This is a genomic window from Metasolibacillus sp. (assembly GCF_025291715.1).
GTDB lineage: Bacteria > Bacillota > Bacilli > Bacillales_A > Planococcaceae > Metasolibacillus > Metasolibacillus louembei.
In genome coordinates this window covers 105,534-124,650 of sequence record NZ_JAMBIZ010000007.1, presented here as the reverse complement: position 1 = coordinate 124,650, position 19,117 = coordinate 105,534, and the positions used below count along the sequence as shown (strand labels likewise).

19 protein-coding genes, 2 rRNA genes and 1 riboswitch (1 of these 22 running past the window's edge) are annotated in these 19,117 nt (G+C 39.8%); of the genes, 20 read left to right on the top strand and 1 reads right to left on the bottom strand.

Features of this window, described 5'->3' with window-relative positions; genetic code table 11:
• The 6 genes from M3Z76_RS07210 to M3Z76_RS07185 all read left to right on the top strand — a co-directional run.
• A 23S ribosomal RNA gene (locus M3Z76_RS07210) occupies nt 1–338 on the top strand (its annotated part extends 550 nt beyond the left edge of the window); the annotation flags it as partial.
• A gap of 68 nt (nt 339–406) precedes the next feature.
• Nucleotides 407–522, top strand: a 5S ribosomal RNA gene (gene rrf, locus M3Z76_RS07205).
• Nucleotides 523–943: 421 nt separating this feature from the next.
• Nucleotides 944–1,756, top strand: coding sequence for a hypothetical protein (locus M3Z76_RS07200; RefSeq protein ID WP_293923935.1), 813 nt, complete (start codon nt 944–946; stop codon nt 1,754–1,756).
• 19 nt (nt 1,757–1,775) lie between these two features.
• Nucleotides 1,776–2,159, top strand: coding sequence for a hypothetical protein (locus tag M3Z76_RS07195; protein WP_293923932.1), 384 nt, complete (start codon nt 1,776–1,778; stop codon nt 2,157–2,159).
• 11 nt (nt 2,160–2,170) lie between these two features.
• Nucleotides 2,171–2,686 (top strand): GrpB family protein, encoded by a 516-nt coding sequence (locus tag M3Z76_RS07190; RefSeq protein ID WP_293923930.1) that lies wholly within the window; start codon nt 2,171–2,173, stop codon nt 2,684–2,686.
• Nucleotides 2,687–2,737: 51 nt separating this feature from the next.
• A complete protein-coding gene (locus M3Z76_RS07185; protein ID WP_293923929.1) occupies nt 2,738–3,466 on the top strand; it encodes a stalk domain-containing protein in 729 nt (242 codons plus the stop codon).
• Between the two features lie 315 nt (nt 3,467–3,781).
• Here M3Z76_RS07185 and M3Z76_RS07180 read toward each other — a convergent pair whose 3' ends face one another.
• Nucleotides 3,782–4,711, bottom strand: a complete 930-nt coding sequence (locus M3Z76_RS07180; protein ID WP_293923926.1) for an LCP family glycopolymer transferase — start codon at nt 4,709–4,711, stop codon at nt 3,782–3,784.
• Nucleotides 4,712–4,826: 115 nt separating this feature from the next.
• Between M3Z76_RS07180 and M3Z76_RS07175 the strand changes: the two genes are divergently transcribed.
• From M3Z76_RS07175 to purD, 14 genes are all read left to right on the top strand, one after another.
• On the top strand, nt 4,827–5,219 hold the full coding sequence (locus M3Z76_RS07175) for a hypothetical protein (RefSeq protein ID WP_293923925.1): 393 nt from the start codon (nt 4,827–4,829) through the stop codon (nt 5,217–5,219).
• 126 nt (nt 5,220–5,345) lie between these two features.
• A complete protein-coding gene (locus M3Z76_RS07170) occupies nt 5,346–5,534 on the top strand; it encodes an NETI motif-containing protein (RefSeq protein WP_293923923.1) in 189 nt (62 codons plus the stop codon).
• A gap of 85 nt (nt 5,535–5,619) precedes the next feature.
• A riboswitch (purine riboswitch) is annotated at nt 5,620–5,719 on the top strand.
• Nucleotides 5,720–5,846: 127 nt separating this feature from the next.
• Nucleotides 5,847–6,335, top strand: a complete 489-nt coding sequence (gene purE / locus M3Z76_RS07165; RefSeq protein WP_293923920.1) for a 5-(carboxyamino)imidazole ribonucleotide mutase — start codon at nt 5,847–5,849, stop codon at nt 6,333–6,335.
• Nucleotides 6,332–7,456, top strand: coding sequence for a 5-(carboxyamino)imidazole ribonucleotide synthase (purK, locus tag M3Z76_RS07160; RefSeq protein ID WP_293923918.1), 1,125 nt, complete (start codon nt 6,332–6,334; stop codon nt 7,454–7,456). The genes purE and purK overlap by 4 nt, the downstream gene beginning before the upstream one ends.
• 16 nt (nt 7,457–7,472) lie before the next feature.
• Nucleotides 7,473–8,768: an adenylosuccinate lyase gene (gene purB, locus M3Z76_RS07155; RefSeq protein WP_293923916.1), complete on the top strand. Its 1,296-nt coding sequence runs from the start codon at nt 7,473–7,475 to the stop codon at nt 8,766–8,768.
• Nucleotides 8,769–8,786: 18 nt separating this feature from the next.
• Entirely contained in the window at nt 8,787–9,497 is a 711-nt protein-coding gene (gene purC / locus M3Z76_RS07150; protein WP_293923913.1) for a phosphoribosylaminoimidazolesuccinocarboxamide synthase, read from the top strand.
• A gap of 2 nt (nt 9,498–9,499) precedes the next feature.
• On the top strand, nt 9,500–9,745 hold the full coding sequence (gene purS / locus M3Z76_RS07145) for a phosphoribosylformylglycinamidine synthase subunit PurS (protein WP_293923911.1): 246 nt from the start codon (nt 9,500–9,502) through the stop codon (nt 9,743–9,745).
• A 3-nt stretch (nt 9,746–9,748) separates the two neighbouring features.
• Nucleotides 9,749–10,432: a phosphoribosylformylglycinamidine synthase subunit PurQ gene (gene purQ / locus M3Z76_RS07140; RefSeq protein ID WP_293923909.1), complete on the top strand. Its 684-nt coding sequence runs from the start codon at nt 9,749–9,751 to the stop codon at nt 10,430–10,432.
• The gene (gene purL, locus M3Z76_RS07135) at nt 10,419–12,653 is read left to right on the top strand and encodes a phosphoribosylformylglycinamidine synthase subunit PurL (protein ID WP_293923907.1); all 2,235 of its coding nucleotides are present in this window, start codon (nt 10,419–10,421) and stop codon (nt 12,651–12,653) included. Before purQ ends, purL begins: the two co-directional genes overlap by 14 nt.
• Complete coding sequence (gene purF, locus M3Z76_RS07130) at nt 12,629–14,053, top strand: amidophosphoribosyltransferase (RefSeq protein ID WP_293923904.1); 1,425 nt, start codon at nt 12,629–12,631, stop codon at nt 14,051–14,053. The genes purL and purF overlap by 25 nt, the downstream gene beginning before the upstream one ends.
• A 171-nt stretch (nt 14,054–14,224) precedes the next feature.
• The gene (purM, locus tag M3Z76_RS07125) at nt 14,225–15,280 is read left to right on the top strand and encodes a phosphoribosylformylglycinamidine cyclo-ligase (RefSeq protein ID WP_293923903.1); all 1,056 of its coding nucleotides are present in this window, start codon (nt 14,225–14,227) and stop codon (nt 15,278–15,280) included.
• On the top strand, nt 15,280–15,837 hold the full coding sequence (gene purN, locus M3Z76_RS07120) for a phosphoribosylglycinamide formyltransferase (RefSeq protein ID WP_293923900.1): 558 nt from the start codon (nt 15,280–15,282) through the stop codon (nt 15,835–15,837). Before purM ends, purN begins: the two co-directional genes overlap by 1 nt.
• Nucleotides 15,838–15,981: 144 nt before the next feature.
• Entirely contained in the window at nt 15,982–17,508 is a 1,527-nt protein-coding gene (gene purH, locus M3Z76_RS07115) for a bifunctional phosphoribosylaminoimidazolecarboxamide formyltransferase/IMP cyclohydrolase (protein WP_293923898.1), read from the top strand.
• Between the two features lie 341 nt (nt 17,509–17,849).
• Nucleotides 17,850–19,106 (top strand): phosphoribosylamine--glycine ligase, encoded by a 1,257-nt coding sequence (purD, locus tag M3Z76_RS07110; RefSeq protein WP_293923896.1) that lies wholly within the window; start codon nt 17,850–17,852, stop codon nt 19,104–19,106.
• Nucleotides 19,107–19,117 lie beyond the last annotated feature (11 nt).

Sequence of the window (19,117 nt, the reverse complement as noted above, 5' to 3'; positions counted from 1 at the left end):
TTAAAGCGGTAAGCGAGCTGGGTTCAGAACGTCGTGAGACAGTTCGGTCCCTATCCGTCGTGGGCGTAGGAAATTTGAGAGGAGCTGTCCTTAGTACGAGAGGACCGGGATGGACATACCGCTGGTGTACCAGTTGTCGTGCCAACGGCATCGCTGGGTAGCTATGTATGGACGGGATAAGTGCTGAAAGCATCTAAGCATGAAGCCCCCCTCAAGATGAGATTTCCCATTACGCAAGTAAGTAAGATCCCTCAAAGACGATGAGGTAGATAGGTTCGAGGTGGAAGTGTGGCGACACATGGAGCTGACGAATACTAATCGATCGAGGACTTAACCACATTCTAAACTTGTTTCAATGACCGTTTATCCAGTTTTGAAAGAATAATTTCTTTCCAATTTAATACAGTGAAGTGATGATGGCAAAGAGGTCACACCCGTTCCCATACCGAACACGGAAGTTAAGCTCTTTAGCGCCGATGGTAGTTGGGGGTTTCCCCCTGTGAGAGTAGGACATCGCTTCGCAACAATGAGACCACTGAATATTCAGTGGTTTTTTTGTATATAGAAAAATCCCCCCTTAATAAAATTGGGCGAAACAAGCCGTTTTATGGGCGAAGTCAATGCATAATTGGGCGAATTTCTACCTAAAACGGGCGAGTTCTTATTGACCCCAATTAAAATCTCTTATAATACGGAGTGTAGTTAGATACTTTTATGAGAGTAGCACATCACTTCGCCTAGGTGATACTGTTTGCCGATAGAAGTATCAAAGTTACTGATAGAATACAAAAACTTGCCGATAGACTTTGTCATAAGCACTAAATGTTCAAGCATTTCATATCGTAAATTATAAAGAATGATCCTAGTAATTATTTTTAAAGGTAAAATAATTTCCTTCATGTTATACTTTGCGGTAACTTTAACATTTGAAGGGGGTTTTATTTTGCTTGCATGGAATAGCAATGTATGGGGAAAGTTGATGGGACCGTATGGCACAGGGGAAAATGTGCCAGCATTATTGCAGCAATTAATACAAAACTATGATCAAGAAATAGCAGACGAACTTTTTGAAGAATATTTGTTTCATCAAAATACAATTTATACAATTACATATGCAGTTGTACCTTACTTAGTACAGATCGCTTGTTCAATAAAAGACCCAGAGGTGCGACATAATTTATTTATTACATGTGGTGTTATTGAGGCGAGTCGCAACGACAATGATGTAGAGCCATTTCCTGCAGATTGGACAGCACTAGCTGAGCAGGTAGGAGCATCAATTTGTGAGGAGATTTACAGTGAATATATTAAAGCAATACATGAGATAGCATTGCTATGGGAAGAAGTATTTGCATATGCTTATACTTTAGAAGATTCAGAGAAACGTTATGTGCTTGTTGCTGATGCAGCATACAGAGGTGCACATCAAGTGGCAAATATACTAATGACATTTGTGGACGAGTATATTGTTGTATGTCCAATGTGTAAGCAAGAAGCCTATTTGTGGCCTAATGATAGGCACGGCTGTATAGAGGCTTTTGCACAAGACCCTGTGTTTGAAGAGGAGCAAGAGGCTCATCCAGTTATTCCTATAGATGAATTTTTAGATGTGGAACAAGCGATGTTATCAGAAAGAGTAGCAATGATTGATGAAAAAGAGCTTACTCGTGATTTACCGTATTTGGCTGGCGAAGTAGATTGTCCTTCTTGTGGTACCAAGATAGAAATTTGGCGAGCATTGCTAGAGCATTTTTAAGCAGAAGGGGGATGTATTGATGAATGTTTCTTCTTGGATAAAGTCATTAACAACGTTTAAAATTGATTCAAAATATGCTGATGTCAGTGAGATCGATTACTATTTGGAGCAAAGGGACGAAGAACCATTCGATTCACAATGGATGAAGGTACATAATAATTTTACAGCAATTATTGAAAGCTTGGACAATAAAGAAGTAAAAAGGCAATTAGAGGAGCTACAGAGCCTTGCTCAAGAGCAATTTTACAAAACTATTATCAAGCAGACGGGTCACCCGGATTTGGCTGCTTATTTATCAGATGATATTTATTTGATTGTTGGGTATCTTGCTACTGGTCATTCCAATGATTTTGTTTTTGCAATGAAAGAGAGCTATGACCATGGCGCTTTCCCAAAGATTTGAGGGGAATTTAAGTGAGAAAAACAGAAATTGTTCCTTGGACAAAAGAATGGGATAAATTATACATGATAGAAGCTGAAATACTGAGCAGAATCTTTGAGCATGAAATAATAAATATCTTTCATATAGGTAGCACATCTGTACAAGCAATAGGCTATGCAAAACCAATAATAGATATTTTAATTGTAGTTAAAAATATCAGCAATATTGATAGATATAACGATAAAATGCTAGATTTTGAATATGAAGCAAAAGGTGAAAATGGGATAACTGGTAGAAAGTATTTTGTGAAGGGTAAAAAGAAAAGAACGCATCATGTTCATATTTTTCAAATAGGAAATGAGAATATTAACAAGCATTTACAATTTAAAAACTATTTAATTTATCATCATCAAGAAGCAAAAAAATATGGAGATTTAAAGATAGCATTGGCGAAGAAATTTCCGAATAATACATATCAATATCAAAAAGGTAAGGAAGCGTTTATGAATAATCTTGTAGTAAAGGCATTGGAATGGGAAGTGAAATAGTATATTATTGGTGCTATAGTATAAATAATCATATTTAATGAGGTGTTCAAATTGAGTAAAATATACAAAAGCTTCATTGGGTGTATGTTAATAGTAATGCTAGTCATGATGATTGGTGATAAAGCTATGGCGGCGAATAGTGCGCCGGCTGGTGTAATTGTCAATGGGAAATCAGTTGTTTTCACAAGCAAAACAGGCTATCCATATGCTGATAAAAAGGGAATTAATATGGTACCTTTCAATCCAATAATGAAAGCAACGGGGGCAGCGATTGGATTTGATAAGGCAAATAATACGGCTATCGTAGTGACAGAGCATGATCGAATTGAGGTACCTGTTGGTGAAAGCTATTTTTACAATAATAATATAGAGATAGCTTTGAACGCAGTGGCAGTAAAGAAAGACGGTAAAGTGTATGTACCTTTCAAGGCCTTAAAAGCCATTTTAGAATCTGCAGATTTTACAGTAGAATGGGATAAAAAAACAAAAACAATTAATGCTCATACGTTTAAATTTAATAAAAATGAGTATGTGCCATATTCTACATCAAGTGCAAAAACACTTATAACACAAGTTTTAAAAGGGAATGTTGTTTATATAAAAGGGAAATATTATGCAACACCTGAGTATTTGAAAATGCTGACGAATACAGAGGTTATATATCTTAGCGATGATTTAAACAAAGCTATTTATCCAGAATATAATAGATACTCATTCTCATCATCATCTGATTTTGAATATATACCAAAAGATTGGGTATCTATAACTAATTTGGTCTAAAACGGGATTTCGTTTGCGGCATATGGTGCGAATCGTTATGGTCCTGAACGAAAAGAATTCTATTCAGTAGGGAGAACGGGTGTTGTTATTATCTATAAAATGCCGAGTTTACCAGATGATTTCATGACGAATCCAGTTCCAGGAGTGTATGAAGGCATTACAATTAAAGTTGAAAGAGGGAAGATTTATTTTAAACAAGAAGATTTGATTAAATATAATATTTTAAAAGAACCAATTTTCTAAACAATGCTTATTAAGCACAACTAAGCGTATCTTAAAAAACCTGAGCAGTTAAATCGCTCAGGTTTTTTATTATTACTCAACTGCTAAATGTTGCTGTAGATTATTGCTAACATCCATTAACTCTTGCTCATCAAATAGATAGTACCACAGTGTGTCGATTCGTTGACCATCTCCTTTTTCGAATTGGAGCTGATCGATGTCCTTATTTAAATTAGAATAAAGCTTTTGCAATTGATACAAATTGTTCATTGGAAAATTCATTTGTACGTTATCGCCTAACACATCGAAAATATCGTTTAGCTTTAATAACGTAGATGGACTTGCTGCTTTTGCTGCGATCGCTTCAATTAATTGCTTTTGGCGCAATTGTCTGCCAAAATCACCGCGCGGGTCTTCGTAGCGAATACGTGTGAAAATAAGCGCTTCTTCACCATCTAGTGTCACTTCACCTTTAGGGAATGTGTATTGTTGATGGGATAAATCGATATCGTTATTGACTGTAACGCCACCTAAGACATCAATAATTTGTAAAAACCCTTCCATATTTACGGCTATATAATAATCAATAGGTATATTTAAAATATTTTCTACTGTCGCAATGGACATCGGAATGCCACCTCGTGCATAAGCGTGATTAATTTTTTCAACAGTGTTGTTGCCAACAATTTCGACACGAGCATCGCGTGGAATGCTTAACATTTTCACACTTTTTTTCTCTGGATTTACGGTGACGACAATCATAGTGTCTGTTCTACCTGTATCATGTTCACGTTCATCGATGCCTAATAGCAGAACAGAAAATGGGTCGATATGAGGAAGCTTATCTGAAACGGCGACTTCAGTGTTATTAGGGTGATCCTGCTTTTGCATTTTTTCTACAGCTTTTTGGAAGGAGTAGTATGTGTATGCACCGTAGCTAGCTGCTCCGATGATGAATAGGACAATTAAATATAATACAACCTTTTTCCATGTCTGCATTTTAGGTTTTGTTCGTTTTTGCATATCTAATCTCCATTCGTTTTACTGAAACATATAGACGTTATTAGTATAGATAAGTTTCTTCTTTTTGAAACGAAAATTTTCAGCATTCGTCAAATATGGAAAGGAGGCTCTAGAAATGAAACGAAAGATAATGGCGAGTTGTATATTAATTGTATGTGTTGTGACAGTGATAACTGGTGTTTCTTATATTCCGCAAAAGCTAATCAAGGTTGATGCAAAAGACGTGGTGAAAATCGAAATGACAAATGGTCATACAGGGCAACATGTAGAAATTATGAATCGAGAGCAAATTTCACAGCTGTTAACAAGCTTGAGCAAGCTTACAATACAAAAGGAGCAATCTGCAAAAGATTTAAAGGGATATCATTATTCATTAAAGCTTTATACAGAAAAAGGTAAAGGGCAACAATTTACAATGACTGAACCTAATACAATCATTTATAACAAGGCACTTTATAAAATAAAAGGAAGCTCCATTGATGTGGCATATCTCGAACGCTTATTTTGATTCAAGGGCGTCTAAACATCTGAAGAAATTACACTGAGGCATAATAGCTTTACAGAAGTGACAAACATTTGACACATTTTCATGGTATAGTAGAAACAGCATATATGATTGGAAGGATGAAAACGATTGTCAAAGAAACAAGTTTGGTATGAGGTACAGGAGGATGAAACGATTGAGCAATGTCTACAGAGAATGAGCGAGGATGGTTATTCTGTATGTGGGCGGAAAGAGGAGCCTTTGTTTCATTTAGTGGATGGTGAACCTACGTACTTGCGCCAAAAAATACAATTTAAAGGTATACTACGAGAAGAATAGTTCTAAAACACGAACATTATTGTTTTCTGAAAATTTATCGTTCGCATTTTTGCGTTGCTTTTATAGAAAATGCTTGATAAAATATGAACAAGAAAACATTTACCCTCATATATGCTAAAGGATATGGCTTTAGTGTTTCTACCCGGTACCGTAAATTCCGGACTATGTAGGGAAGCAACTATTCACATTGGGAATGGAATAAGGAAAGCAAAGTTCTTTTCGTGTTCAATCCTTGAGTAGTTTGCTTTCTAGTACATAGAAAGCAAACTGTTCGAGGATTTTTTTAATTCAAATTATTAAGGAGTGCGAATAATGAGTCCTAAAATTGGCGTTATTATGGGAAGTTCTAGCGATTGGGAAACGATGAAGCATGCATGCGATATATTGGAAGAGCTACAAGTGCCTTATGAAAAACAAGTAGTGTCAGCACATCGTACACCTGATTTAATGTTTGAGTATGCAGAGGCAGCACGAGGACGCGGCATTCAAGTAATTATTGCAGGTGCTGGAGGTGCAGCACATTTACCAGGGATGGTAGCGGCAAAAACAACATTGCCAGTAATCGGCGTGCCAGTGCAATCAAAAGCATTAAACGGTTTAGATTCTTTATTATCGATCGTTCAAATGCCGGGTGGTGTGCCTGTTGCAACGGTAGCGATTGGTAAAGCTGGTGCAACGAATGCAGGCTTATTAGCGGCACAAATTTTATCTACAACAGATACAGAGCTTGCAGAGCGTTTAGAAAAACGTCGTGAAACAATTAAAGCACAAGTGTTAGAAAGCACAGGTGAACTACAGTGACGAAAGTTATTTATCCAGGGCAAACAATCGGCATTATTGGTGGCGGTCAATTAGGGCGTATGATGGCTTTAGCAGCAAAGGAAGCAGGCTTTAAAATTGCTGTTTTAGAGCCTGCAATGGATTCACCATGTGGACAAGTTGCTGATATTAGAATTGTAGCGGCATATGATGATGAAGCAGCATTGGAAGAATTAGCGGAAGTGAGCGATGTTATCACATATGAATTTGAAAATATTGATTATGAAGGCTTAAAGCGATTAACGCAAATTGCTTATGTGCCACAAGGTGCGGAGCTTGTACGTATTACCCAAAACCGCGTAACAGAAAAGGCAGCAATTGTGGAGGCAGGTTGTCCTGTAGCACCTTATGTTGTAGCAGAAAGCTACGAAGAGCTTGTGGCGCAAATTGATACAATCGGTTATCCATGCATCGTGAAAACAGCGCGCGGGGGCTATGATGGAAAAGGACAACAGCTTTTAACATCAGCAGAAGATTTACCATTAGTGAAAGGGTTATTTGAACATTCTGTATGTATTGCAGAAGGCTTTGTTCCTTTTGAAAAAGAAATCTCAGTCATTGTGCAACGCAATGGGCAAGGACAAACATGCTGCTTACCTGTTGGTGAAAATATTCATGTGCATCATATTTTACATGAAACGATTGTACCAGCACGCATTGCAGAAACGACTTATGAAAAAGCGACAGAAGCAGCGACAAAAATTGCTGATTCTTTAAAGCTAGTTGGTACATTAGCTGTGGAAATGTTTGTTTTAGAAAATGGCGAACTGGTCATTAATGAGCTAGCACCAAGACCGCATAATTCAGGGCATTATTCAATTGAGGCGTGTAATATTTCGCAATTTGGACAACATATTCGTGCGGTATGTGGTTGGCCATTACGTCAGCCGAAGCTATGGGCACCAACCGTTTCAATTAATATTTTAGGGCAGCATGTCATTCCATTAACAAATTCAATTGCGAAATATCCAGATTGGTCTGTGCATCTTTATGGAAAATCAGAAGCAAAAGTGAATCGTAAAATGGGGCATGTTACAATTATGACAGAGTCGATTGAGACGACACTACAGCAAATTCAAAACTCTGGCATTTGGTCAGAATAAAGGGAGCAAAACAACAATGATTGAACGTTACACAAGACCAGAAATGGGCGCAATTTGGACAGAACAAAACAAATACCAAGCATGGCTAGAAGTTGAAATTTTAGCATGTGAGGCATGGGCTGAAATTGGCGATATTCCAAAAGAGGACGTAGCGAAAATTCGCGCAAATGCTTCATTTGATGTCAATCGCATTTTAGAAATCGAAGAAGAAACGCGTCATGATGTAGTAGCGTTCACACGTGCCGTATCAGAAACGCTTGGTGAGGAACGCAAATGGGTACATTATGGACTGACTTCAACAGATGTTGTAGATACAGCACTTTCTTATTTAATTAAACAGGCCAACGACATTTTACGTAAAGATTTACACAACTTTATTGACATTATTGCTGAAAAGGCAAAAGAGCATAAATACACGGTAATGATGGGACGTACACATGGGGTCCATGCAGAGCCAACGACATTCGGCTTGAAGCTTGCGCTATGGCATGAGGAAATGAAACGTAATTTGGAGCGCTTTGAGGCTGCGGCGAAAATTATCGAAACAGGTAAAATGAGCGGGGCTGTTGGCACATATGCCAATATTGATCCTCGTGTAGAGCAATATGTGTGTGACAAGCTAGGATTAGCGGCTGCACCAATTTCAACACAAACATTACAGCGCGACCGTCATGCACAATATTTCGCAACGCTATCATTAATTGCTACATCAGTTGAAAAGTTTGCGACAGAAGTGCGTGGCTTACAAAAATCAGAGCAGCGTGAAGTAGAGGAAGCGTTTGGCAAAGGACAAAAAGGCTCATCAGCAATGCCACATAAACGCAATCCAATCGGCTCAGAAAATATGACAGGGATGGCAAGATTAATGCGTGGCTATATGCTAACGGCTTATGAAAATGTAGCACTATGGCATGAGCGTGATATTTCCCATTCATCTGCGGAACGCGTTATTATCCCAGATGCAACCATTACATTGAACTATATGTTAAACCGTTTCGGTAATATTGTGAAAAACTTAACGGTATTCCCTGAAAATATGAAGCGCAACATGGATCGCACATTTGGTCTTATTTATTCACAGCGCATTTTACTAGCTTTGATTGATAAAGGTTTAGCACGTGAAGAAGCATATGATACAGTGCAGCCATTAACAGCGCGCGCATGGGATGAGCAAACGGCATTCCGTCCATTAGTAGAAGCGAACGACAAAATCACAGCGCATTTATCGCCAGCAGAAATTGATGATTGCTTTGACTATAACTATCATATTCAGCATGTTGATATGATTTTTGAACGATTAGGCTTAAATTAATCGCAGGGGGAATCCGCAATGAATAAAGGTCAGCTATTATACGAAGGTAAGGCAAAACGATTATACGCAACTGAGGACGATAACATTCTTTTTGTAGAATATAAAGATAGCGCAACAGCATTTAATGGTGAGAAAAAAGAAGAAATTCAAGGTAAAGGCATTTTAAATAATCGCATTACAACGCTTATTTTTGAAAAGCTGCAAGCACAAGGCATTGCTTCACATTTCATTAAAAGCTTATCTGATAATGAACAGCTTGTGCGCAAAGTAGACATTATCCCTATCGAAGTAGTTGTGCGCAATATTGCGGCAGGGAGCCTAGCAAAACGTCTAGGCTTTGAAGAGGGTACGCCGCTTGTACGTCCAATTGTGGAATTTTACTACAAGGATGATGAGCTAGGCGATCCATTGATAACGACGGAGCATATTGATGTGCTCGGTATTGCTACAGCGCAGCAAGTACAAGCATTATATGATAATAGCTTGCGAGTAAATGAAGTGTTGCGTCCAATTTTTGAAGAGGTTGGCGTTATATTAGTAGATTTTAAGCTAGAGTTTGGTATTGATGCAGAGGGCGAAGTATTATTAGCGGATGAAATTTCACCAGATACGTGTCGTTTATGGGATGCCGAAACAAAACGTAAGCTAGACAAAGACGTATTCCGCCGTGATTTAGGTAGTTTAACAGAAGTATATGAAATTATTTTAACTAAACTTGGAGGCAACTAATCATGAAAAAAGTAAAAATTTACGTAACACTAAAAGAAAGTATTTTAGATCCACAAGGCTCAGCAGTTCAAGGCTCTTTAAAGAAAATAGGCTATGAGGAAGTAGCGGACTTACGTATCGGGAAATATTTAGAGTTAACAATCGGTGAGACAACGCGTGATATCGATACAATCGTTAAAGAAATGTGTGAAAAGGTGTTAACAAACACAGTAATCGAAAACTATCGCTATGAAGTCGAGGAGGCTTAATCCATGAAATTTGCAGTGCTCGTTTTCCCAGGATCGAACTGTGATATCGATATGTATCACGCGATTAAGGATGAACTAGGTGAAGAAGTAGAATACGTTTGGCATACAGAAACATCTTTAGAGGGCTTTGATGGGGCATTAGTACCAGGAGGCTTCTCATACGGTGACTACTTACGCTGTGGAGCGATGGCAAACCAATCAAATATTATGACTGCTTTAAAAGAGTTTGCTGCACAAGGTAAGCCAGTATTAGGCGTATGTAATGGATTCCAAATCTTAACGGAAGCGGGTCTGTTACCAGGCGCATTGTTACGTAATAAAAACTTAAAATTCATGTGTCGTACAGTTCAGTTAAAAGTTGAAAATAACAACACATTATTTACAAACGAATATGAAGCAAATGAAGTAATCAATATTCCAATCGCACATGGCGAAGGAAACTACTACTGTGATGAAGAAACTTTAGCTAAATTAAAGGCAAATAATCAAATTGCTTTCACATATTCAAATGACAATCCAAACGGTTCTCTAGCTGATATTGCAGGTATTGTCAATGAACAAGGCAATGTACTTGGTATGATGCCACACCCTGAGCGTGCGGCAAATGAAATCGTAGGCGGCGCAGACGGTTTAAAATTATTCAAATCAATTGTGAAGCAGTGGGGGGAACAACATGTCAACAAATAATTTCGAGCCAACACCAGAGCAAATTAAAGAGCAACGTCTTTATGCAGACATGGGGATGACAGATGCAGAGTATGATTTAGCTGTTGAAAAACTAGGTGGCCGCAAGCCGAACTGGACGGAAATCGGATTATTCTCTGTTATGTGGTCAGAGCACTGCTCATACAAAAAATCGAAGCCTGTATTACGTAAATTCCCAACAAAAGGCCCTCAAGTATTACAAGGTCCTGGTGAGGGTGCAGGGATTGTTGATATCGGTGATGAGCAAGCGGTTGTTTTCAAAATGGAATCGCATAACCACCCATCAGCAATCGAGCCATACCAAGGTGCAGCAACAGGCGTTGGCGGAATTATCCGCGATGTATTCTCAATGGGTGCACGTCCAATTGCAATGTTAAACTCTTTACGCTTTGGTGAGTTAAAATCAGCGCGTGGGAAATATTTATTTGAGGAAGTTGTTGCTGGTATTGCAGGCTATGGCAACTGTATCGGTATTCCAACAGTTGGTGGTGAAATTCAATTCGACCCTTGCTATGAAGGTAACCCACTTGTCAATGCCATGTGTGTTGGCTTAATCGATCATAAAGATATTCAAAAAGGTGTAGCGGCTGGTGTCGGCAACACAGTGATGTATGTAGGTGCAAAAACAGGGCGCGATGGCATTCATGGTGCCACATTCTCTTCTGAAGAGTTATCAGAAGAAGCAGACGAGAAGCGTTCAGCAGTACAAGTTGGTGACCCATTCATGGAAAAGCTACTTCTTGAAGCTTGTTTAGAAGTTGTCAAATCAGATGCGTTAGTTGGAATTCAAGATATGGGTGCAGCTGGTTTAACTTCATCTTCAGCAGAGATGGCTTCAAAAGCTGGTACTGGTGTAGAGATGAACTTAGATTTAGTACCACAACGTGAAACAAATATGACAGCTTATGAAATGATGCTATCAGAGTCACAAGAACGTATGTTAATCGTTGTTAAAGCAGGTCGCGAAGAAGAAATTAAAGCAATCTTTGAAAAATACGATTTAGATGCGGTAGCAGTAGGGCGTGTAACAGATGATAAAATGCTTCGCTTATTGCATAAAGGTGAAGTAGTAGCGGAAGTATTAGCAGATGCACTTGCAGAGGACGCACCTGTTTACAATATGCCAGATGCAGAGCCAGCATACTTCGCTGAATTCCAAGCGATGGAAAATGCAGAGCCTGCTGTAACAAACTATAAAGAAACGTTAACAGCTCTTTTACAAGCACCAACAATTGCTTCAAAAGAGTGGGTTTATGACCAATATGATTACCAAGTACGTACAAATACGGTGGTAGCACCAGGTTCGGATGCAGCAGTATTGCGCGTGCGTGGCACAAATAAAGGTTTAGCGATGACTACAGACTGTAACTCTCGTTATATTTACCTAGACCCGGAAACAGGCGGTAAAATTGCGGTAGCAGAGGCAGCACGTAACATCGTATGTTCTGGTGGTGAGCCCTTAGCAATTACAGACTGCTTAAACTTTGGTAATCCTGAAAAACCAGAAATCTTCTGGCAAATTCAAAAATCCGCTGATGGTATTTCAGCAGCATGTTTAGCATTAAATGCACCAGTAATTGGTGGTAACGTATCAATGTATAATGAGCGCTCAGGCGAAGCAGTTTATCCGACGCCAACAATCGGTATGGTTGGCTTAGTCAAAGACTTGGCACATGTGACAACACAAGAAGTGAAGGCAGCAGGTGACGTTATTTACTTAATCGGTGAAACGACGACAGAATTTGGTGGCTCAGAGCTTCAAAAACTATTAGAGGGTGCAATTTCAGGACAAGCACCAACAATTGATTTAGAAGTAGAAGCAGCACGTCAAGCGGCATTATTAGCAGCAATTCGCGACGGACTTGTACAATCAGCACACGATGTTGCAGAAGGTGGCGTAGCCGTTGCTTTAGCTGAAAAAACATTTGCAGCGAAAGGTCTTGGTGTCAATGTAACACTTGAAGGCTCTGCAACAACAGCATTATTTGCTGAATCACAATCACGCTTTATCGTAACGGTGAAAGCAGAAAATGCAGCAAGCTTTGAAGCAGTAGTAGCAGATGCAAAGAAAATTGGTACAGTAACAGACGATTCAACAATTACAATTAATGGGGAAACATCTACTCTTGTAGAAGGAACAGTGGAAGAATTCCGTTCTGCTTGGAAAGGAGCAATTCCATGCTTGCTGAAATCAGAGGCTTAAACGAGGAATGTGGTGTATTTGGGATTTGGGGTAACTCAAGTCCTGCACACCTTAGTTATTATGGCTTACATGCCCTGCAACACCGCGGACAAGAGGGTGCTGGTATCGTTGTAACAGATGGTGAAGGGTTACGTGCAGTAAAAGGTGAAGGCTTAGTAAGCGAAGTATTTAATGAAGATAAATTAAGAAAAGTAAACGGAAAAGCAGCAATTGCCCATGTACGTTATGCAACTGCAGGCGGTAGCGGTATGGAAAATGTTCAGCCGTTATTATTCCATTCGTCAACGGGCAGCTTAGCGATTGCTCATAACGGAAATCTCGTAAACGCTAATCATTTAAAGCAATATTTAGAGCGTCAAGGAAGCATTTTCCATTCAAGCTCTGATACGGAGGTAGTAGCGCATTTAATCAAGAAAAGTAAGCTATCACCATTCCGTGCAAAAGTGAAAGAGGCGCTGAATTTATTAAAGGGCGCATATTCTTTACTTGTCATGACGAAGGAAGAGATGCTTGTAGCACGCGATCCGCACGGCTTACGCCCGTTATCTTTAGGGAAACTTGGCGATGGCTGGGTTGTTGCCTCTGAAACATGTGCATTCGATTTAATTGGTGCGGAATTTGTCCGTTCAGTTGAGCCTGGTGAGCTATTAATTATTAATGATAAAGGTGTAACATCTGACCGCTTTGTTGATATGCAGGGACGTGCAATGTGTGCGATGGAATACGTTTATTTAGCACGACCAGATTCCGATATTGATGGCATCAATGTCCATATGGCACGTAAGCGCATGGGGAAACAATTAGCACGTGAATGTGCGCATATTGAAGGCGATGTTGTAACAGGGGTACCGGATTCAAGTATTTCTGCGGCAATTGGTTTTGCAGAAGAAAGCGGCATTGCGTATGAGCTTGGTTTAATTAAAAATCGCTATGTTGGCCGTACATTTATTCAACCAACACAGGAACTGCGTGAGCGCGGTGTGAAAATGAAATTGTCTCCAGTTGTGCAAGTTGTAAAAGATAAGCGCGTTATTATGGTAGATGATTCAATTGTGCGCGGTACAACGTCACGTCGTATTGTTCGAATGCTGAAAGAGGCAGGTGCGGCAGAGGTACATGTTGTCATTTCATCACCGCCGATGACAGACCCTTGCTTCTATGGTATTGATACATCAACACACGAAGAACTAATTGCAGCAAGCCATAATGTTGAAGAAATTCGACAAGCGATTGAGGCAGATTCATTAACATTTTTATCAGCAGAGGGCATGATTGAGTCAATTGCACGTCCATTCGAGGACGCTAATCGTGGTTTATGCTTAGCCTGCTTTACAGGAAAATATCCAACTGAAATTTTCCCAGACACGCTATTACCACATGAAAAAGAGTTATTAGGCTAAAATTGAGAGAAAGATTGCTAAACTCAATATTTCAAATTTTTAAAAGATAAGTACTTTTATTAAGTAAGATACCGTTTCAACAAAATAGGAAAAAGTGTCTGAGAAGTGGTGTGTTATGTCACTTTTTGGACACTCCCATGATAGTTAACCAATAAAGGGGGCGCTTTTCGCATGTCGAAAGCATATGAACAAGCAGGCGTAAATATTGAGGCCGGCTATGAAGCTGTAAAGCGAATGAAATCACACGTTGAACGTACAAACCGTTTAGGTGTAATGGGTACATTCGGTGGCTTTGGTGGCATGTTTGATTTATCTACATTGAATTTAAAAGAGCCTGTGTTAATTTCAGGTACAGATGGTGTTGGTACGAAATTAAAGCTAGCATTCATGGTTGATAAGCATGACACAATCGGTATCGACTGTGTGGCGATGTGTGTGAATGATATCGTGGCACAAGGCGCAGAGCCATTATATTTCCTAGACTATGTAGCTGTTGGCAAAGCGGAGCCAGCTAAAATTGAGCAAATCGTTAAAGGTGTGGCAGATGGCTGTGTGCAATCAGGCGCGGCATTAATCGGTGGGGAAACAGCTGAGATGCCAGGGCTTTATGAGGAAGATGAATACGATTTAGCAGGCTTTGCAGTAGGTGCATGCGAAAAGAGTGCCATCATTACAGGTGAAAAAATTACAGAAGGTGACGTGCTTGTAGGGATTGCTTCAAGTGGCGTTCACTCAAATGGTTATTCATTAGTGCGTAAAATTGTTTTTGCGGATAATGGTTACGCAGTTGATCAAGTAGTGGAAGGCTATGAGGCGTTAGGTCCGATCGGTGAGGCATTATTAGTGCCAACGAAGCTTTATGCGAAGCCAGTATTGGCAGCGATTAAAGCGGCTGATGTACATGGCTGTGCCCATGTTACAGGTGGTGGCTTCTATGAAAACTTACCACGTATGATGCCAGAAGGTCTTGCAACGGAAATTGATTTAGGCTCTTGGCCAGTATTGCCAATCTTTGAATTTTTAAAAGACAAGGGACAGCTTGCTGATAAAGATTTATACAATGTATTCAACATGGGCATTGGCTTTGTTATCGCTGTACCATCAACAGATGCAGATAAAGTGCTTGAAGCGGTTGAAGCAAATGGTGAAAAAGCATATGTTATTGGTCGTGTTGTTAAAGGTGAGGGCGTTGTTTTCAACGGTGAGCATGACGGGAGTTTAGTGTAATGAAAAAAATAGCAGTATTTGCTTCAGGCAGTGGTAGCAATTTTCAAGCTATCGCTGAAAGCATTGAACGTGGAGAGCTGAATGCCCGTATTGAGCTTGTTGTGACAGATAAGCCAGGAGCATTTGTTGTAACACGCGCTAAGCAATTCAATATACCAGTGCTAAAGCTAGCACCAAAAACATTTGCATCAAAAGCACATTATGAGCAGGCAATTGTTGACGCTTTACAAGAGAAAAGTATTGAATGGGTCGTATTAGCAGGCTATATGCGCTTAATTGGCGAAACATTGTTAACGGCATTCCCAAATCGCATTGTCAATATTCACCCTTCTTTACTGCCATCTTTCCCAGGTAAAGATGCGATTGGTCAAGCGATTGAACATGGTGTGAAAGTGACAGGTGTTACAGTTCATTTTGTCGATGCAGGCATGGATACAGGGCCAATTATTGCACAAGTTGCAGTTGACGTAGCGGGCTCTCGTGAAGAGACAGAGACGCGTATCCATCAAGCAGAGCACAAGCTATATACAGCAACATTGAAGCAATTATTTCAATAAAGTGAAGTGGGGATGTTCGTCATTCCCACTGATTGTTAGCTTTCGTGGACAGCTATAGCTACCGTTAATGCGGGCTAAATTTAGAGGCTGTTGGTCTTTCTCTGACAGTCCGAATATTTTCAACATACATTGGAGGATTTTATCGTGAGTAAACGTGCACTGATTAGTGTTTCGAATAAAGAAGGTATTTTACAATTTGCAAAAGAATTAGTCACATTAGGTTATGAAATTTTGTCAACTGGTGGTACGAAAAGCATGTTACAAGACAATAACGTACCTGTAACAGCAGTCGATGAAGTAACGAAGTTTCCAGAAATTTTAGATGGTCGTGTGAAAACGTTAAATCCAATGATTCATGGTGGACTTTTAGGGAAATTTGATGATGCCTCACATCAAGCACAAATGAATGAGCATGGCATTGAGCCAATTGAAATTGTTTGCGTCAACTTATATCCGTTTGTTGAGACAATTTCAAAGCCTAATGTAACATTCGATGATGCAATCGAAAACATTGATATTGGTGGTCCAACGATGCTACGTTCAGCCGCGAAAAATCATCAATATGTAACAGTAATTGTAGATGCAGCTGACTATGCACAAGTGCTAGAGGAATTAAAGGCGAATGGTGCAACGACACTTGCCACACGTCGCAAGCTAGCTGCAAAAGTATTCCGCCATACAGCAACGTACGATTCATACATTTCAAATTACTTAACAGAAGAAGACTTCCCAGAAAACTTAACGTTAACATATGAATTAAAGCAAAGCCTACGTTATGGGGAAAACCCACACCAAAAAGCGGCATTTTATCAAAAGCGTTTAGGCTCGGATTTCTCTATCGCCTTTGCAGAGCAATTACACGGCAAAGAGCTTTCTTACAATAATATTCAAGATGCCAATGCAGCACTGCAAATTGTTAAGGAATTTGAGATGCCTGCTGCGGTAGCAGTCAAGCATATGAACCCATGCGGTGTTGGTACAGGTGCGACGATTGAAGAGGCGTTTAACAAGGCATATGAAGCTGATGCAACATCTATTTTCGGTGGTATTATCGCATTAAACAAAGAAGTAGATCAAGCAACGGCTGAAAAATTAAGCGGTATTTTCTTAGAAATTATTATCGCACCTTCATTTACAGCGGAGGCGTTAGAAATTTTAACGGCGAAGAAAAACATCCGCTTAATGACAATTGACTTCTCGCAAGCAAAGCAAGATCAGTTTAATGTCGTGTCAGTAGAGGGTGGCTTACTTGTACAGGAGCCAGACCGTTACGGCTTTAGCGATGCGACAATTAACGTTGTAACAGACCGTGAGCCTACAGAAGAGGAATGGAGTGCCTTAAAATTAGGCTGGGCGGTTGTCAAGCACGTTAAATCAAATGCTATCGTTGTGGCAGATAGTCAAATGACTTTAGGTGTTGGTGCAGGACAAATGAATCGTGTAGGCGCAGCAAAAATTGCCTTCGAACAGGCAGGTGAAAAAGCACAGGGTGCAGCATTAGCATCCGATGCATTTTTCCCGATGAGCGACACAGTGGAAGCAGCACATGCGGCAGGTATTACGGCTATTATTCAACCAGGTGGTTCAATTAAAGATCAAGATTCGATTGATAAAGCAAATGAATATGGCATTGCAATGGTCTTTACAGGCGTACGCCACTTCAAACATTAAAAAATAATAGCATAAGTATAAGGGAGCGGGTATAATAAAATAATGTTTCATTGCTACTTTTGGTCGGGGAGTAATAGAAGCGTTATCGAAAATGCTTTCTAAGAAAGCAAGAGCGATTTGATGATCCACTTTGGCCGGGGGATATCAATCGCACCCTATCTATTTTAAACAGCAGCCTATTTTGGTCGGATACGCACGCTGTTCAAATAGTGATAAAAAACGCTCGCTATAATAGCGGGCGTTTTTTTGTTCGCAGATAAGTGATGAAATTTCGCAGATAACCGACTGAAAAACGCAGATATATGATAAAAATTCGCAGATAAAATAGGAGGTTGCAAAAGATGAAGGTTCTTGTAATTGGAAGTGGTGGTCGCGAGCATGCGATTGCGAAGCAGTTTAGCATTGCGCCATCAGTAGAAAAAGTATTTGTTGCACCAGGGAATGATGGAATGTGTGCAGATGCAGAGCTAGTAGCAATTGATGCAATGGATTTTGCAGCACTTGTCACATTTGTCAAAGAGCACAAAATTGATTTAACATTTGTAGGCCCAGAGCAGCCATTGGCAGCTGGAATTGTAGATTATTTTCAACGAGAAGGATTAACCATTTTTGGGCCAACAAAGGCAGCAGCACAAATTGAGGGCTCTAAATCGTATGCGAAAGAGCTGATGCAAAAATATAATATTCCAACAGCAGCATATGCAACATTTACAGAGGCGGCGCCAGCCATTGCCTATATTCAAGAGCAGGGCGCACCAATTGTCGTGAAGGCAGATGGTTTAGCGGCTGGTAAAGGAGTTATCGTCGCAATGACAGAGCAAGAGGCGATTGATGCAGTCAATGATATGATTGGTAACCAACGCTTTGGTGATTCTTCTTCACGTGTTGTCATTGAGGAGTTTTTAGATGGCGAAGAGTTTTCATTTATGTCATTTGTACATAAAGGACAAATTTACCCAATGGTTATTGCACAGGATCATAAGCGAGCATATGACGGCGACAAAGGACCGAATACAGGAGGGATGGGTGCCTATTCGCCAGTACCGCAAATCCCACAGGAGCTCATTTCAAAAGCCTATATTGAAATTGTGGAGCCAACTGTCAAAGCGATGGAGGAAGAAGGTGTATCCTTCACAGGTATTCTTTATGCAGGACTCATTTTAACAGCAAAAGGTCCGAAAGTAATCGAGTTTAACGCTCGCTTTGGCGATCCAGAAACACAGGTTGTCTTACCGCGTATGACATCTGATTTTGGCTTATTTATGCAAGCATTAATGGCTGAAAAATACTTCGATTTACAATGGTCAAATGAAGCGGTGTTAGGTGTAGTCATTGCAGCAGAAGGCTATCCAGGTGATGTAGAAAAAGGCAATGCATTGCCTAACCTACAAGCAATTAGCGAAAATTATGCGGTGTACCATGCAGGCACAAAGCTTGTAGATGGCACATATGTAGGTAATGGTGGTCGTGTGTTGCTCGTAGCAGCAAAGGCAGATACATTACAAGAAGCGCAAGAAAAAGTATATGCAGCAATCAATACGGAGAGCTGGGAGAAGTTTTTCTTCCGTAAAGATATTGGCTGGCGTACATTTCAATAAATAGCATTTTA

Bases quoted from the DNA above. Each gene is read 5' to 3' on its own strand.
- purN (WP_293923900.1), top strand. From the start codon at position 15,280: ATGAAAAAAATAGCAGTATTTGCTTCAGGCAGTGGTAGCAATTTTCAA.
- purB (WP_293923916.1), top strand. From the start codon at position 7,473: ATGATTGAACGTTACACAAGACCAGAAATGGGCGCAATTTGGACAGAA.
- purC (WP_293923913.1), top strand. From the start codon at position 8,787: ATGAATAAAGGTCAGCTATTATACGAAGGTAAGGCAAAACGATTATAC.
- M3Z76_RS07175 (WP_293923925.1), top strand. From the start codon at position 4,827: ATGAAACGAAAGATAATGGCGAGTTGTATATTAATTGTATGTGTTGTG.
- purM (WP_293923903.1), top strand. From the start codon at position 14,225: ATGTCGAAAGCATATGAACAAGCAGGCGTAAATATTGAGGCCGGCTAT.
- purS (WP_293923911.1), top strand. From the start codon at position 9,500: ATGAAAAAAGTAAAAATTTACGTAACACTAAAAGAAAGTATTTTAGAT.
- purL (WP_293923907.1), top strand. From the start codon at position 10,419: ATGTCAACAAATAATTTCGAGCCAACACCAGAGCAAATTAAAGAGCAA.
- M3Z76_RS07180 (WP_293923926.1), bottom strand. From the start codon at position 4,711: ATGCAAAAACGAACAAAACCTAAAATGCAGACATGGAAAAAGGTTGTA.
- purD (WP_293923896.1), top strand. From the start codon at position 17,850: ATGAAGGTTCTTGTAATTGGAAGTGGTGGTCGCGAGCATGCGATTGCG.
- purF (WP_293923904.1), top strand. From the start codon at position 12,629: ATGCTTGCTGAAATCAGAGGCTTAAACGAGGAATGTGGTGTATTTGGG.
- purQ (WP_293923909.1), top strand. From the start codon at position 9,749: ATGAAATTTGCAGTGCTCGTTTTCCCAGGATCGAACTGTGATATCGAT.
- M3Z76_RS07195 (WP_293923932.1), top strand. From the start codon at position 1,776: ATGAATGTTTCTTCTTGGATAAAGTCATTAACAACGTTTAAAATTGAT.
- purE (WP_293923920.1), top strand. From the start codon at position 5,847: ATGAGTCCTAAAATTGGCGTTATTATGGGAAGTTCTAGCGATTGGGAA.